The sequence below is a fragment of the Cupriavidus sp. NPDC089707 genome, assembly GCF_044748965.1.
GTDB lineage: Bacteria > Pseudomonadota > Gammaproteobacteria > Burkholderiales > Burkholderiaceae > Cupriavidus.
This window is the reverse complement of the sequence record NZ_JBIVHB010000024.1, coordinates 1-15,942: the sequence shown is the minus strand read 5'-3', so window position 1 is coordinate 15,942 and position 15,942 is coordinate 1. Positions and strand designations below refer to the sequence as shown.

General features: G+C 65.8%; 14 protein-coding genes. All 14 read right to left on the bottom strand.

The features are described from left to right. Positions 1 to 36 precede the first annotated feature (36 nt). The 14 genes from ACIP1U_RS26880 to ACIP1U_RS26815 all read right to left on the bottom strand — a co-directional run bounded on the left by ACIP1U_RS26880 (position 37) and on the right by ACIP1U_RS26815 (position 15,276). On the bottom strand, positions 37 to 768 hold the full coding sequence (locus tag ACIP1U_RS26880; RefSeq protein WP_400321740.1) for a phosphoribosylanthranilate isomerase: 732 nt from the start codon (positions 766 to 768) through the stop codon (positions 37 to 39). Further along, entirely contained in the window at positions 755 to 1,573 is an 819-nt protein-coding gene (gene truA, locus ACIP1U_RS26875; protein ID WP_400321737.1) for a tRNA pseudouridine(38-40) synthase TruA, read from the bottom strand. The genes ACIP1U_RS26880 and truA overlap by 14 nt, the downstream gene beginning before the upstream one ends. Before the next feature lie 128 nt (positions 1,574 to 1,701). Beyond that, the gene (locus ACIP1U_RS26870) at positions 1,702 to 4,533 is read right to left on the bottom strand and encodes a FimV/HubP family polar landmark protein (RefSeq protein ID WP_400321734.1); all 2,832 of its coding nucleotides are present in this window, start codon (positions 4,531 to 4,533) and stop codon (positions 1,702 to 1,704) included. 291 nt (positions 4,534 to 4,824) lie between these two features. Then, positions 4,825 to 5,961 (bottom strand): aspartate-semialdehyde dehydrogenase, encoded by a 1,137-nt coding sequence (gene asd / locus ACIP1U_RS26865; protein WP_400321732.1) that lies wholly within the window; start codon positions 5,959 to 5,961, stop codon positions 4,825 to 4,827. A 90-nt stretch (positions 5,962 to 6,051) separates the two neighbouring features. After that, entirely contained in the window at positions 6,052 to 6,183 is a 132-nt protein-coding gene (locus tag ACIP1U_RS26860; RefSeq protein WP_012353360.1) for a hypothetical protein, read from the bottom strand. A gap of 99 nt (positions 6,184 to 6,282) precedes the next feature. After that, the gene (gene leuB, locus ACIP1U_RS26855) at positions 6,283 to 7,350 is read right to left on the bottom strand and encodes a 3-isopropylmalate dehydrogenase (RefSeq protein WP_400321728.1); all 1,068 of its coding nucleotides are present in this window, start codon (positions 7,348 to 7,350) and stop codon (positions 6,283 to 6,285) included. Between the two features lie 22 nt (positions 7,351 to 7,372). Further along, positions 7,373 to 8,023, bottom strand: coding sequence for a 3-isopropylmalate dehydratase small subunit (gene leuD, locus ACIP1U_RS26850; protein WP_116322287.1), 651 nt, complete (start codon positions 8,021 to 8,023; stop codon positions 7,373 to 7,375). A gap of 10 nt (positions 8,024 to 8,033) precedes the next feature. Further along, complete coding sequence (locus ACIP1U_RS26845) at positions 8,034 to 8,165, bottom strand: entericidin A/B family lipoprotein (protein ID WP_022535977.1); 132 nt, start codon at positions 8,163 to 8,165, stop codon at positions 8,034 to 8,036. A gap of 14 nt (positions 8,166 to 8,179) precedes the next feature. Further along, on the bottom strand, positions 8,180 to 9,589 hold the full coding sequence (gene leuC, locus ACIP1U_RS26840; protein ID WP_400321724.1) for a 3-isopropylmalate dehydratase large subunit: 1,410 nt from the start codon (positions 9,587 to 9,589) through the stop codon (positions 8,180 to 8,182). A 591-nt stretch (positions 9,590 to 10,180) separates the two neighbouring features. Continuing rightward, positions 10,181 to 10,882: an ABC transporter ATP-binding protein gene (locus tag ACIP1U_RS26835; protein WP_400321721.1), complete on the bottom strand. Its 702-nt coding sequence runs from the start codon at positions 10,880 to 10,882 to the stop codon at positions 10,181 to 10,183. Further along, positions 10,882 to 11,661 (bottom strand): high-affinity branched-chain amino acid ABC transporter ATP-binding protein LivG, encoded by a 780-nt coding sequence (gene livG, locus ACIP1U_RS26830; RefSeq protein WP_400321718.1) that lies wholly within the window; start codon positions 11,659 to 11,661, stop codon positions 10,882 to 10,884. Before livG ends, ACIP1U_RS26835 begins: the two co-directional genes overlap by 1 nt. 8 nt (positions 11,662 to 11,669) lie before the next feature. Then, the gene (locus ACIP1U_RS26825) at positions 11,670 to 12,929 is read right to left on the bottom strand and encodes a high-affinity branched-chain amino acid ABC transporter permease LivM (RefSeq protein ID WP_400321901.1); all 1,260 of its coding nucleotides are present in this window, start codon (positions 12,927 to 12,929) and stop codon (positions 11,670 to 11,672) included. Between the two features lie 35 nt (positions 12,930 to 12,964). Next, a complete protein-coding gene (livH, locus tag ACIP1U_RS26820) occupies positions 12,965 to 13,891 on the bottom strand; it encodes a high-affinity branched-chain amino acid ABC transporter permease LivH (RefSeq protein WP_400321716.1) in 927 nt (308 codons plus the stop codon). Between the two features lie 257 nt (positions 13,892 to 14,148). Continuing rightward, positions 14,149 to 15,276 (bottom strand): branched-chain amino acid ABC transporter substrate-binding protein, encoded by a 1,128-nt coding sequence (locus ACIP1U_RS26815; protein WP_400321713.1) that lies wholly within the window; start codon positions 15,274 to 15,276, stop codon positions 14,149 to 14,151. Positions 15,277 to 15,942 lie beyond the last annotated feature (666 nt).

Sequence of the window (15,942 nt, the reverse complement as noted above, 5' to 3'; positions counted from 1 at the left end):
CGGACGGGCGCGGTATGCGGGGAGCGAATCGGGCTTCTATCCGGCTGATCCGGCCCCGGCGCTGCGGACAGCGCGCACAAACTCGGCAATGCGGGCGTGGTCTTTCACGCCCTTGGCGGCCTCTACCCCGCTGCTGACATCCACGGCGTAAGGGCGCACGCGTTCAATCGCGCCAGCGACGTTTTGCGCGTTCAACCCACCACTCAAAACGATGCGAGGAGCGCCGCTTGCGTTCGGGCTGCCGGTTGCCGGAACCGGAGGATTGGGCGGAAGCCATGCCGGAGGAATCAGGGTCCAGTCGAAGACGTGGCCGCCACCGCCGTAGCCTTCGACGAAGGCATCAAGCAGCAAGGCAGCGGCATCACGGTATTGGTCGGCAAATTCTACCAAATCAAGCCCCGGACGGACACGGGCGGCGCGCAGGAACGGCAGCCTGCAGCGCTGGGCGGCCTGGGTGCAGAACTGCGGAGTTTCATCGCCGTGCAGCTGCAGCAGCGTCAACGGCACACGCTCGGCCACGTGGGCGATGTCTTCCAGTTCGGCGTTGACGAACAGGCCCGTCACCGCGACGAACGGCCCGGCGGCCTCGGCCAGCGCCGCGGCTTGCGCTACGTCGACGTAGCGGGGGCTCTTCGGGTAGAACACCAGCCCGATCGCGTCCGCGCCGGCATCGACGGCGGCGCGCACGTCGTCCTCGCGCGTCAGGCCGCAGATCTTGATGCGGGTGCGCTGCGGCAGGTGCACCGCACTGCCCTCAGGCTGCGTCATCGAACACTCCATGGAACAGGCTCGCGGATGGGTCCGCCGCCGGGATCGGGTAAGCATCAGGATACTTGACCCCGACCAGGTAGAGGCCATCCGGCATGAACGTGGGCGCCGCCAGCTTGCGGTCGCGCCCGGCCAGCACCTGCGCCAGCCACTGCGGGGGGTAACGGCGGCGGCCAACGGCCACCAGGCAGCCCATGAGGTTGCGCACCATGTGGTGCAGGAAGGCGCTGGCGCGGAAGCGCAGGAACACCCAGTTGCCGTCGTCGCGGATGGTGACGTCGTACATGGTCTTGACTGGCGACTTGGCCTGGCATTCGGCGGCGCGGAAAGCGGAAAAATCGTGCTCGCCGATCAGATAAGCCGCGGCTTCGCGCATGGCGTCTGCGTCGAGCCGTTGTCCGGGTGGCAAGATCTGGTAGCCGGCGCGGCCATGAACCATTGGCACCCGGTGCGGACCGGTGTAGAGCGCGTAGTAATACATGCGCTCGTACGCCAGGAAGCGGGCATGGAAACCTTCATCGACCGGCAGCGCCCACTGCAGTGCGATCGACGGGGGCAGGAAGGTGTTGACGCCGCGCACCCAGGAAAAGGGCTCGCGTTCCAGCTCGGTATCCAGGTGGATCACCTGCCCCAGCGCGTGCACGCCGGCATCGGTGCGCCCCGCGACGGTGGTAAGCAGGCGCACGCCGGCGAAGCGCTCGATGGCGTCTTCGAGGCGATCCTGCACGGTATTGCGGTGCGGCTGCGACTGCCACCCGGAAAAGGCGGCGCCGTCGTAGTGCAGGCCAAGTGCGATGCGGTTCATGTCAGGGGAAAAAGCATGGCGGCGGGCAAGCAATGCGCGCCGGAAAAGCAAATGCGCCGGAAGGGACGCTTCCGGCGCATCGCTTCAGGCCGCGGCAGCGTGTGCCGCGGCGGACCGTCAATGATAGCTCAGGCCACTTCCAGCAGTAGCGAACGGGCCTCGGCCTGCAGCGGGTCCTGCGACTGCTCAACCACTTCCTGCAGCAGCTCGCGCGCGCCCTCCTTGTCGCCGATCTCGATATAGGCACGGGCCAGGTCGAGCTTGATCTGCATATCGCGGCCGCTGTCGACACCATCGGTCGACAGCGTGCTGGGCGAAACGCCGCGGGCGGTGTCGGGATTGGTCTCGTCGGGGACGCGCGACAGGTCGATCGGCTCGGCCAGCTTGCCATCGCGCAGCATGGTCGTCGCAGGCAACGGCGCGAAGGCTTCGTCCGCCGCGGCCGGCGAGCCACTGATGGCCGACGGCCCACTGCCCAGGTCCAGCGACAGGCCCGACATGTCGAACTCCAGCGGGCGCGAACGGGTCGGCGTGTCCAGGCGCGGCACGTCGTGCGCGTGCTCCTCCAGATCGTCGGCCAGCGGGTCGGTGGCACGGGCCGGGAAGTCCAGGCCCAGTCCGCCATCCAGGCGCACGGCCGGCTCGGTCGGGTCCGAATCCGTACCGAACACCATCGCCGCCGATGCCGGCGCTACGATCGGGTCGCCCGCCGCGGGCGCCGGGAAGGCGTCCAGCGGCAACGCCAGGTCGCCCAGCGAGGGCTCCAGGCGCGGGATCGATGCCGGATCCTGTGAAGGGTCCTGCGTGCGCCACTGGTCCGTCGCGGGCGAGGCCGTGTCCGGACCCGCGGCGTCCGGCGTCACCGCCAGGTACAGCGCGTTGCCCGGCTCGAGCGCGCGCCCCATTTCTGCTGCCTTCAGCCATTCCGCACCGTGTCCGCCGGTCTGGGCGAACATTTCTTCTGCTATCACGCGGAAACCTTCCACATCCTGTCTGTTGCTGTAAATCTCCAGGAGCTTGAGCCGCACCGGCTGCTGCTCCGGGTTTTTCTCCAGGGCTTCGCGCAGGATTTCCTCCGCCTGCACATCGCGCCCGTAGGCGATATAGACCTCGGCCTCGGCGATCGGGTCGACCTCGTTGGCTTCCGGCGTGTTGTTGCCGATGCGGAAGTCGGCGCCGAACACGCTGTGCTGCGAGGTGTCGACACTCTGGCCGCCGGCGGCGCCGAACAGCGAATTGGTGCCGGCCATCACCGTGCTTTCCTGCGACAGGATGCTGTCGCCGAAGCCGGTTGCCTCGCCTTCCTTCTGCTGCTGGCGACGGCGATAGATCGCGTAGACGCCGAGCAGCGCCACCACCAGGCCGCCGCCGGGCAGCAGCATCGGGTTGGCCAGCAGGCCGTCAAGGAACGACGGCTCTTGCACCGGTGCGGGCTGTGCCACCACAGGCGGCGCCGGCTTGGCTGTCGGGGCCGATGCCGGCGCGGCTGCGGCTGCCTGCGGCGCTGAAGCGCCGGCGGCAGCCACCGCCGGTGCAGCGGCAGTGACAGCGGCGGCACTGGCGGCATCGGGCACCGCTGTGGCAGCAGCGCCCGCCGCTGCCGCCGGTTCCACGGCATCCGCCTTCGGCGCCTGGGCAGTCACCACGTTCGGTGCGGCGGCTTCAGGCTTGGCCACCGCGGCCGCCTTTTCCTTTTCCTTGTCGGCCAGCGCAGACTGGCTGGCCTGGCTCAGCTTGGCGATCTCGGCGTTCTTCAGCTCGAGCAGCTTCTGCATGTCGCCGATGTTCTTTTCCAGCTGCGCCAGGCGCGCCTCGGCTTCCTTGACCTGGCGCTCGCGCGCGACGTTGGCCTCGGCCTTGGCGGCTGCATCGGCCTGCGCGCCCCGCTCGGCCTTGCTCAGCTTCAGTTCGTCACGCGGACCATCGGCCGGGGCCGCCTGTTCCTGCACGCGCGCCGTGACGTTGCCCGACTGCTGGCGGCCGCTGTCGGGCTCGACCGACTTGGCCGCGGCGGCACTCGCCAGGCGGCTGCGATAGGCGTCGAAGCCCTGCGTGCGCGCAACCACTTCGCGACGCGCCTCCTTGGGCGTGACGGACTGCGCCTGTTGCTGGGTCGGCACCTGCAGTACCGCGCCGCTGCGCAGCCGGTTCATGTTGCCGCCGATAAAGGCGTTGGGATTGTTGCGGTAGAGCGCGACCAGCATCTGGTCCAGCGACACAGATTCGGCGCCCTGTACGGCTTCGCCGGCGATCCCATACAGCGTATCGCCGCGCTTGACGGTATAGCCGCCGCCCGGCGCCATGTCGGCGCTGGCTGCGGCCGCCGGTGCCGGCGCTCGCCTGGCCTGACGTGCCGGGCGCACCGGTGCAGCCGGACGCGCCGATGCGGCGGCGGGCGCGGCTTCCTGCACGGCCGCTTGCGGTGCGGCAGCCGCAGGCTGCGGCGCGGTGGCGGGTGAAGCGTCGGGCGTTGCCGCCTGCACCACCGCCGACGGCGAGAATGTCTCGTTGGTAGGCTTGGCCCCGGCGGGATCAAGCAGGAATGTGTAGGCGCGCGAAACCTTGCCGCTGGCCCAGCTCATGTCGACCAGGATGTCGACGAACGGCTCGCTGATCGGCTGCGACGAACGGACCTTGGCGACATAGCTGCCGTTCGGGCGGCGCTCGATCTCCAGGCGCAGCGTGCTGACCGCTGGCTGGTAGGTCAGCCCGGCTGCGGCATACGCCCCCGGCGACGCCAGCTTGACGTTCAGCCCGGCAGCCTCCTCGGGCGTGACCCCACTGATGTCGATCTCAGCCTGCAGCGGCTGCCCCAGATTCGACTGAACCCGCAATTGCCCGAACCCCGCGGCATATGCGGCCGGCTGCGCAAGCAGCAGGCCCAGTGCCGTGACGGCCAGCGTTGACCAGCGCTGACGGGCAGTAGGCGCATCTTTCCGGCGATGTTGGCTCACACTCACCTTATGCTCCGTTATGTTTTAGTAGCGATATACATCGACAAACCGACCCCATAAACAGGTCCGGCAGGCTGGCGGGGTATTCTGGTTGCAGCCCCTTTTGGTTGCACCCCCTTACCAGCCGGCGCGCAGGCGCCGACCCCTGCGGGCCGGGGCGCATGCCGGCGTATTGTGACGCATCGCCCGGGAAAATAGGCGCCCGGATACAACAACGCCGCGCGTGGGCGCGGCGTTGTCGGCAAAGCGGTCTTTTCTGTTGCCTGGCTGCAACGGACGCAACCAGGCAGCTTCCCATCAGGATTCGATCAGGATACGCAGCATGCGGCGCAGCGGCTCGGCCGCGCCCCACAGCAGCTGGTCGCCGACTGTGAAGGCCGACAGGTACTCGCCGCCCATCTGCATCTTGCGCAGGCGGCCAACCGGGATCGTCAGCGTGCCGGTCACGGCCGCCGGGGTCAGGTCGGTCATGCTGGCTTCACGCGTGTTCGGCACCACCTTGGCCCACGGGTTGTGGGCAGCCAGCATGCCTTCGATCTCGTCCAGCGGCACGTCGCGGCGCAGCTTGATGGTCAGTGCCTGCGAGTGGCAGCGCATCGCGCCGATGCGCACGCACAGGCCATCCACTGCGATCGGCGTGGCGCCGGTCGCACCCAGGAAGCCTTCGCCACGGCCCAGGATCTTGTTGGTCTCGGCGCCGCCCTTCCACTCTTCCTTGGACTGGCCGTTGCCCAGGTCCTTGTCGATCCAGGGAATCAGGTTGCCGGCCAGCGGCACGCCGAACTGCTTGGTTTCTTCCGCCGACAGGCCGTGCTGGGTCGCCAGGATCTGGCGGTCGATTTCCAGGATGGCCGATGCCGGGTTGTCCAGCAGCGGCTTGACCGACGCGTTCAGCGTGCCGAACTGCGTCAGCAGTTCGCGCATGTGCTGGGCGCCGCCGCCCGAAGCGGCCTGGTAGGTCATCGAGGTCATCCATTCGACCATGTCGGCCTGGAACAGGCCACCCAGGCCGATCAGCATGCAGCTGACCGTGCAGTTGCCGCCGATGAAATTCTTGACGCCCTTGGACAGCGCGTCCTTGATCACACCCTGGTTGACCGGATCCAGCACGATGATGGCATCGTCCTTCATGCGCAGCGACGAAGCCGCGTCGATCCAGTAGCCCTTCCAGCCAGCCGCGCGCAGCTTGGGGAAGACCTCGTTGGTGTAGTCGCCGCCCTGGGCGGTCAGCACCACGTCGCACTTCTTCAGTGCCTCGATGTCGTTGGCATCCTTGAGCGTGGTTTCGTTCTTGGCCATGGCGGGCGCCTTGCCGCCGGCGTTGGACGTGCTGAAGAAGACGGGTTCGATGTGGTCGAAGTCACGCTCTTCCTGCATGCGTTGCATCAGGACGCTGCCGACCATACCCCGCCAACCGACGAGACCTACAATCATGATTTACCTCGGATGTGATTTTTACTTCCCCGCCATTTTCCTCGCCCGGCGTGGCTGCGCGGGGAAGACGGGCAGGCACGACGAACGGATCTAGGCGATCGCGGTTTTAATAATGGTTTTAATCGTCGTTGCGGTCTGGCCGAGCGAAATCGTGCCGACCGGGCCGCGGGTGGCGGTCAGGGCGACAACAGCAGTCAGGGTGGACTGGGAAAATCGGGCCATTCGCAGAGTCTACACGAATTTGCGGCGCTGCCGCACCGTGCAAATTGGGGACAAATAAAGCGCAGGGCACCGCGCTGGCGGTGCCCACTTGTGTGTGACTTACAGTGCCGCCAGTACGGCTTCACCCATCTCGCGGGTGCCAACTTGCTTGCAGCCCGGCGTCAGGATGTCGCCGGTGCGGTAGCCCTGGGCCAGCACCTTCTTGACGGCGTTCTCGATGCGGTCGGCCTGCTCGGCCTTGTTCAGCGAGTAGCGCAGCATCATCGCCGCCGACAGGATGGTCGCCAGCGGATTGGCCACGCCCTTGCCGGCGATGTCCGGCGCCGAGCCGTGCGAGGGCTCGTACAGGCCCTTGTTGTTCGCATCCAGCGACGCCGACGGCAGCATGCCGATCGAGCCGGTCAGCATGGCGGCCTCGTCCGACAGGATGTCGCCGAACATATTGCCGGTGACGATCACGTCGAAGCTCTTGGGCGCCTTGACCAGCTGCATCGCCGCGTTGTCCACGTACATGTGCGACAGCTCGACTTCCGGATATTCCTTGCTGACGTCGATCACGATGTCCTTCCAGAACTGGAAGGTCTCGAGCACATTGGCCTTGTCGACGCTGCACAGCTTCTTGCCGCGCTTGGCCGCGGCCTGGAACGCCACATGCGCGATGCGGCGGATTTCCGGCTCGCTGTAGCGCATGGTGTCGAAGGCTTCACGTTCGCCCTTGAACAGGCCATCCGGCGCTTCGCGCAGTCCGCGCGGCTGCCCGAAGTAGATGTCGCCGTTCAGTTCGCGCACGATCAGGATATCCAGGCCGGCCACCAGCTCGGGCTTCAGGCTCGAGGCGCCGGTCAGTTCCGGATAGCAGATCGCCGGACGGAAGTTGGCGAACAGCTGCAGGTGCTTGCGCAGGCCCAGGATGGCCTGCTCGGGGCGCAGCGCGCGCTCCAGGCTGTCGTACTTCCAGTCGCCGACGGCGCCAAACAGGATGGCGTCGGCTTCCTTGGCCAGCTTCAGCGTGCTCTCCGGCAGCGGATGGCCTTCGGCCTCGTAGCCGGCACCGCCCACGGGCGCGGTTTCCAGTTCAAACTTCTCGTCGAGCGCGTTCAGGACCTTGACGGCCTCCGTCACGATTTCGGGACCGATGCCGTCACCCGGCAGGACTGCGATCTTCATTGTTGTCTTCCCTCGTTGAGTCTTATCCGACCAGGCGGTTGTTCAGCCACGGCATCTTCGCCACGCGCTCGGCCTCGTAGGCCTTGATCTTGTCAGCATGGCGCAGGGTCAGGCCGATGTCGTCGAAGCCGTTCAGCATGCAGTACTTGCGGAACGGGGCGATGTCGAACTCGTAGCCCTGGCCCGACGGCGTGAGCACAACCTGCTTGTCCAGGTCGATGGTTAGCTGGTAGCCGTTGAACGCGTTGGTCTCGTTGAACAGGTGGTCGACCTGCTGCTCGCTCAGCACCACCGGCAACAAGCCGTTCTTGTAGCAGTTATTGAAGAAGATATCGGCGAAGCTGGGCGCGATCACGGCGCGGAAGCCGTATTGCGTCAGCGCCCACGGCGCATGCTCGCGCGAGCTGCCGCAGCCGAAGTTGCGGCGCGCCAGCAGGATCGACGCGCCCTGGTAGCGCTGCTGGTTCAGCACGAAGTCCGGGTTCAGCGGACGCTTGCTGTTGTCCATGCCGGGCTCGCCGACATCCTTGTAGCGCCACTCGTCAAACAGGTTGGGGCCGAAGCCGGTGCGCTTGATCGACTTCAGGAACTGCTTCGGGATGATGGCGTCGGTGTCGACGTTTTCGCGGTCGAGCGGTGCCACGAGGCCGCTGTGTACAGTGAACTTGTCCATGTCTCTTTCCTTACTTCTTGGCCGCGCGCTCGAGCGAGCTGCCGGCGGCCTGCGTGTCCTTGCCCAGGCCGGCCATGGTATTGCAGCCAGCCAGCTGCAGCATGCCCAGGCATGCCAGCAATGCGATCAGGGTCCTTTTCATCTGGCGCGCTCCGCTCAGCCCAGCTTGCGGATGTCGACGAAATGACCTTCGATGGCGGCAGCCGCTGCCATCGCCGGGCTCACCAGGTGGGTACGGCCACCGGCGCCCTGCCGGCCCTCGAAGTTGCGGTTCGAGGTCGACGCGCAGCGCTCGCCCGGATCGAGGCGGTCGGCGTTCATGGCCAGGCACATCGAGCAGCCCGGCTCGCGCCACTCAAAGCCGGCGGCCTTGAAGATCTTGTCCAGGCCTTCGCGCTCGGCCTGTTCCTTGACCAGGCCCGAACCCGGCACCACCATCGCCAGCTTCACGTTGGCAGCGATCTTGCGGCCCAGCTTTTGCACCACCCACGCGGCAGCGCGCATGTCTTCGATACGGCTGTTGGTGCACGAGCCGATGAAGACCTTGTCGATATTGATGCTTTCGACCGGCACGTTGGGCTGCAGGCCCATGTACTCCAGCGCGCGCTCCATGGCGTTGCGCTTGCTCGAATCCTTTTCCTTCTCGGGATCCGGAACGCGGTCTTCGATGCTGATGACCATTTCCGGCGAAGTGCCCCAGGTCACCTGTGGGCGGACCTCTTCGGCACGCAATTCGACTACCTGGTCGAATTTTGCGCCCGCATCCGAATGCAGCGTGCGCCAGTAGGCCACGGCCTGCTCCCACTCCACGCCCTGCGGCGCGTACGGGCGGCCCTTGACGTATTCCAGCGTGACGTCGTCCACCGCCACCAGCCCGGCGCGCGCGCCGGCCTCGATGGCCATGTTGCAGACGGTCATGCGGCCTTCCATGGTCAGGTCACGGATGGCCGAGCCGGCGAACTCGATGGTGTAGCCGGTGCCGCCGGCGGTGCCGATCTTGCCGATGATGGCAAGCACGATGTCCTTGGCGGTGCAGCCGCGCGGCAGCTTGCCTTCCACCTTGACCAGCATGTTCCTGGCCTTCTTGCCCAGCAGCGTCTGCGTGGCCAGCACGTGCTCGACTTCAGACGTGCCGATGCCGTGTGCCAGCGCACCGAAGGCGCCGTGCGTGCTGGTATGCGAGTCGCCGCACACCACCGTCATGCCGGGCAGCGTCGCGCCCTGCTCCGGCCCGATCACGTGCACGATGCCCTGGCGGTGATCGGTCATCTTGAACTGGGTGATACCGAAGCTGTCGCAGTTTGCATCCAGCGTATCCACCTGCAGCTTCGACACCGGGTCGGCGATACCCTGGCTGCGGTCGGTGGTCGGCACGTTGTGGTCCGACACGGCCAGGTTCGCGCTGATGCGCCATACCGGACGCTCCGCCATCTTCAGGCCCTCGAACGCCTGCGGGCTGGTCACTTCATGCAGCAGGTGGCGGTCGATGTAGAGCAGCGTGGTGCCGTCTTCCTCGACGTGGACGGTGTGGTCATCCCAGAGTTTGTCGTAGAGCGTCTTGGCCATGATGCGATGGCGGGCCGAATGACCGATCCCTTGCAGGAGAGGTCCGCGGTGGCCGCGCAGTAGTTTGCAGGGGTTTTTGTTCGCTTCGGTCGCGGTGGCGAACACGGGCGTCGATATAGCAATCAATCGCGATGATCGCGCCGGAAGCCGCCTGAAGCGAGCGTTATTTCAAGCGATGCTGCAATGCTTGACTTGGCAATCGATTATGCCACAGGGGGTATGGGGATCAGCGCCCTGCCCGGCCGGGACGACGCCTGGAATGTAATGTGATTGGCGAAAGGGGGCTTTCGCGGATGGCGAAAAGGCCGGCGTGGTGCCGGTTTGCTCCCCTCTCCCGCGCGCGGGAGAGGGGCCGGGGGTGAGGGCAGGCGCTGGCCGAAGCCTCCGGGTTGGATAAAACCACAGGCCTTGCGAAGGCCGCCATGCCAGAAAAAAACCGTTGGCCTCGCTTCTGGTGGTTCCTTGCTAGCCCACCCCTCACCCCAACCCTCTCCCCATGAGGGGAGAGGGAGAACACCTTGCTTGGGCTAGCTCGGGCGGCTTGGGCGCACCCAAAACCGCTCTCTCCTTCCGGGTTTTGGGGCGGCTTCGTCAGCCGCCCAGGTACGCAGCCTTGATCCGGTCGTTGGCCAGCAGGTTGGCACCGGTATCGGCCAGCACCACCTTGCCGGTTTCCAGCACATAGCCCCGGTCCGCGACCTGCAGCGCCTTGTTGGCATTCTGCTCGACGAGGAACACAGTGACGCCCTCGTCACGAATGGTCCGGATGATGTCGAAGATCTGCGCGATGATCAGCGGCGCGAGGCCGAGCGTGGGCTCGTCCAGCAGCAACAAACGCGGCCGGCTCATCAGCGCGCGGCCGATCGCCAGCATCTGCTGCTCGCCGCCCGACATGGTGCCGGCACGCTGGCTGGCGCGCTGGTTCAGGCGCGGGAACAGCTTGAAGACGTGCTCGATGCCGGCCTCGACCTCGTCGCGCTTGGCAAAGAAGCCGCCCATCTGCAGGTTTTCCAGCACCGTCAGGCTCGGGAACACGCGCCGGCCCTCGGGCGAGATCGCCATGCCCAGCCGCATGATCTCGTGCGTCGAGCGGTTGGTGATGTCCTCGCCCTCGAACAGCACGCGCCCGCTCGAGGCGCGCGGCGTGCCGCAAACGGTCATCATCAGCGTCGTCTTGCCGGCGCCATTGCTGCCGATCAGGGTGACGATCTCCCCTTTGTTGACTTCGATCGATACGCCCGACAGCGCCTCGACGGCGCCGTAGTGGGTATGGACCTGTTCCAGCTTCAGCATCAGTCCTCTCCCAGGTAGGCCTTGATCACGCGCGGGTCGTTCCGCACTTCGTCGGGCTTGCCGATCACGATCGGCTTGCCGTGCTCCATCACCAGGATGCGGTCGGACACACCCATCACCAGGCTCATGTCGTGCTCGATCAGCAGCACGGCAATGCCGAACTCGCGGCGCAGCTGGTCGATCAATTGCTGCAATTCGACCTTTTCCTGCGGGTTCAGGCCGGCGGCGGGCTCGTCCAGCATCAGCAGGCGCGGCTTGGTGATCATGCAGCGCGCGATCTCAAGCCGGCGCTGGTGGCCATACGACAGCGTGCCCGCCTCGCGGTTGGCAACCTTGGTCAGGCCCATTCGCTCCAGCCATACTGCGGCGCGCTCCAGCGCCTCGCGCTCGGCACGGCGATAGGCCGGCGTGGCAAACAGGCCACGCAGGATGCCGGCCTGCACCTGCAGGTGTTGCGCCACCAGCAGGTTCTCCACCACCGTCAGGGATTTGAACAGGCGGATGTTCTGGAAGGTCCGCACCAGGCCCTGCCGCGCCACCTTGTGGCTGGGGAGGCCGGCAATGGCGTGGCCGTCCAGCGTGACATCACCCGCGGTCGGCTTGTAGAAGCCGCCGACGCAGTTGAACACCGTGGTCTTGCCCGCGCCGTTGGGGCCGATGATGGCGAAGACCTCATCCTTGCGGACATCGAAATCGATGCCGTCCACGGCCAGCAGGCCGCCGAAGCGCATCTGCAGGCCGGATACCTTCAGCAACTCGGCTTGTTGCAAATTAGTCATCGGGGCATTCATCGAGGAAGCTCCACGTGGGGACGGCTCGCGGGCAGCAGGCCCTGCGGACGCCACATCATCATCAGCACCATCACCAGGCCGAAGATCAGCATGCGATATTCGGCAAAGCCGCGCGCCACCTCGGGCAGCACCGTCAGCAGGATTGCCGCCAGGATCACGCCCAGCTGCGAGCCCATGCCGCCCAGCACCACCACGGCAAGGATCAGCGCCGACTCGATGAAGGTGAACGATTCCGGATTGACCAGCCCCTGCCGCGCCGCGAAGAACGCGCCGCCAATGCCGGCAAACGATGCGCCCAGCGTGAACGCCGACAGCTTGATGCGGGTCGGGTTCAGGCCCAGCGAGCGGCACGCGATCTCATCGTCGCGCAGCGCTTCCCAGGCACGGCCCATCGGCATGCGGATCAGGCGGCTGGTGACGAACAGCGTGAAGCCCACCAGCAGCAGCGCCAGCAAGTACAGGAAAATCACCATGTGCTGGCCGCTGTAGTCCAGGCCGATCAGGTCATGGAAGGTCTTGGCACCCTCCACGCTCGCGCTGCGCGCCATCTCGATGCCGAACACGGACGGCTTGGGAATGCCCGAGACACCATCCGGGCCGCCGGTCAGGCTGGTCAGGTTGTTGGCCAGCAGGCGGATGATCTCGCCGAAGCCCAGCGTCACGATGGCGAGGTAGTCGCCGCGCAGCCGCAGCACCGGGAAGCCCAGCAGGAAGCCGAAGGTCGCCGACATCGCCGCTGCGATCGGCAGGCATTCCCAGAAGCCCAGCCCGAAATGCTGGTTCAGCAGCGCATAGGTATAGCCGCCGATTGCATAGAAGCCGACGTAGCCCAGGTCGAGCAGGCCGGCATAGCCCACCACGATATTCAGGCCCAGCCCCAGGATCACATAGATCAGCGCCAGCGTGGCCACGTCGACCGCGCCGCGCGAGCCGAAGAACGGCCACACGAGCCCGACCGCCAGCAGCACCCATATCGCCACGCGCTGCTGGCGCATACCGAGCTGCGGAATCGACGGCAGGCGCACGGCACTGCCGGCACGCGACAGCATCGGCTTGAACAGCTGGAACAGAAACACCGCCGCCACGGCAATCCATACCGGACGCCAGTGCGGCTCGAGCACCACCTTGTAGCCTTCCAGCCTGAGCTGCAGGCCCAGGATGGGGATGGTCAGAATCGCCGTCATCACGGCTGCCGTGATCGCGTTTTTCAGCGACTGGCCCGGCGTGGCGCCGCGCGCTGCCTGCCCGGCGGACATCGCAGAAACTTGGTTAGTCATGGTCTCGCCCTCCCTCACACCTTCTCGACATCAGGCTTGCCCAGCAGCCCGGTCGGACGGAACAGCAGCACCAGCACCAGCAAGCTGAATGCAACCACGTCCTTGTATTCGGCCGGCATGTAGCCCGAGGCGAAGGTTTCCGCCAGGCCCAGCAGCACGCCGCCTAGCATCGCGCCCGGGATGCTGCCGATGCCGCCCAGCACCGCCGCGGTAAAGGCCTTGATGCCAGCGATAAAGCCGATAAAGGGATTGAGCTTGCCGATGCTCAGCCCGATCAGCACGCCGCCGACGGCGGCCAGCATCGCGCCCAGCACGAAGGTGAACGAGATCACCTTGTTGGTGTCGATGCCGAGCAAGTTGGCCATGCGCATGTCTTCAGCGCAGGCGCGGCAGGCGCGGCCCATGCGTGAACGGCCGATGAACATCGTCAGCGCGATCATCATCACCAGCGTCACGCCCACGATCAGCAGGCGCGAATACGGCACGGTCACCGTGAAGTCGCCGCCCATCTGGAATTCGATGGCGCCAGAGATCAGCACCGGCACGGACACGTCGCGCGCGCCCTGCCCGATCTGGACATAGTTCTGCAGGAAGATCGACATGCCGATGGCGGAGATCAGCGGCACCAGCCGCGGACCGCCGCGCAAGGGCCGGTATGCCACCCGCTCGACCGCGAAGCCGTAGACGCCGGTGACCAGCACCGAGACCAGCAAGGCGGCGCCCAGCACCAGCGGCAGGGGGTAGCCTGCCTGGGCGCCGATTGCGGTGAGCGTGACCAGGCCGACATAGGCACCGATCATGTAAATCTCGCCGTGCGCGAAATTGATCATGCCGATGATGCCGTAGACCATTGTGTAGCCAATGGCGATCAGCGCATAGATCGCACCCAGCGTCAGGCCATTGACCAGCTGCTGGGTGAACTGTGGAAGGAATTCATTCATTGGGGGGGAAACCTCGAAGCCGCAGAGCTGGCCTCAGCAGGGATGCACCAAAACCATTCGAACTTGCCAAAGCAAGGTGTTCTCCCTCTCCCCGCATGGGGAGAGGGCCGGGGTGAGGGGTGGTTTAGCGAGGAGCCACATCAAGCGGGGCCAACGGTTTGAACCCACAGGCCTCAGCCTTTGATCCGCCCGCCCTCGCCCCCTGCCCCTCTCCCGCAAGCGGGAGAGGGGAGCAACCCTTCGGGATATGAAGCGCCTCAGTTCGCCGCGGTCTTGCTGGCGTCCTTGTGCCAGGTGTAGACCACGAACTTGAAGGACTTCAGGTCACCCTTGTCGTCGTACTCGACCTTGCCGATCGGGGTGGTGAAGGCGTTCTTGTGCATGTACGCCGCGACCTTGGCCGGGTCGGTGCTCTTGGCGCCGGCAATGGCGTCGCCGATGATCTTGACGGCGGCGTAGGCCGGCATCTGGAACGGACCGTTGGCGTCACGCTTCTTGTCGGCGAAAGCCTTCACCAGGCCGGCGTTGGCCGGGTCGGCCGAGAAGTCGGCCGGCAGCGTCACCAGCATGCCTTCCGACGACGGGCCGGCGATCGCGGTCACGTCCTTGTTGCCCACGCCCTCGGGGCCCATGAAGGTGGCCTTCACGCCCTGCTCGCGCGCCTGGCGCAGCAGCAGGCCCATTTCCGGGTGGTAGCCGCCGAAGTAGACGAAGTCCACGCCCTGCGCCTTCAGCTTGGTGATGACAGCGGAGTAATCCGAATCGCCGGCGTTGATGCCCTCGAACACGGCCACCGGGATCTTGGCGGCTTCCAGGTCCTTCTTCACCGAGCTGGCGATGCCCTGGCCGTACGACTGCTTGTCGTGCAGCACGGCCACCTTCTTCGGCTTGACCTTGCCGATGATGTACTGGGCGGCGGCCGGGCCCTGCTGGTCGTCGCGGCCGATGGTGCGGAAGATGAACTTGCGCTTCCTGGCCTCGGTCAGCTGCGGCGCAGTGGCCGACGGCGTAACCATCACGATGCCTTCGTTCTCGTAGATGTCCGAGGCCGGGATGGTCGAGCCCGAGCACACGTGGCCGATCACGTACTTGATGTTCTGGCTGACGATCTTGTTGGCCACCGCGACGGCCTGCTTGGGTTCGCAGGCGTCGTCCATCATCACCACTTCGAACTTGTTGCCGCCGGCGCCGCCGGCTGCATTGATCTGTTCGATGGCGGTCAGCGCACCGGCCTTGACCATGTCGCCGTACTGCGCCACCGAGCCGCTCATCGGGCCGGCAATGGCGATCTTCACGGTTTCGGCGTTGGCGGCGGCGCCAAAGGTGGCCAGCATGGCGGCCAGCGAAATGGAAGTGATGCGGGACGTAAGGCAGGACAGCGTCATCAGGAGCTCCTCGATTTATGTTTGGGTCATCCGGGCAGAAACGGAATGACCTGCGCAATCGAACAACACCCGCGGACTACAGAGATCGGAACGGCAGAAAAGCGGTCCGAGACGCGGAAGACGGGCCTGCGGAAAAGCTCAAGAGATGCGGGGCCCGGCATGTGTCAGTCCCGCTGTGGTATGGGGACCAAGGTTCGGAAAGACAACGTTTGATGCGTTCTCTATTGCGCAAGCGATTCGCCTGCCCCGCTTGCCGCACCACATGCCGGAGGGATGGCCCGGCTGCCGTCGGCAAAGCAGCCCGCATTATAGGGTCAAATTTCCTGCGGTACGCGACAATCGCACAATAAATGCGGAACCCCATTGGGAAAACGCGACACAATTTTCCACTAATTGCGCCCTGGACCATTCAAGGTGCAATTTCCTGCCCTTGCCGTCGTTGCGCTGCACAAGGCGCACCGGCGCAGAAAAGACAAACGCCCCGGCGGGCCGGGGCGTCTGCAATTGCTGCACTGCGCAGCGGATCGGATGAACTGCGCTTAGCGCTTAGCCACGTCCGGCACGTCGCGAGTGGCGGCGCCGACGAACAGCTGGCGCGGACGGCCGATCTTGTATTCCGGATCGGTGATCATCTCTTCCCACTGCGAGATCCAGCCCGGGGTGCGG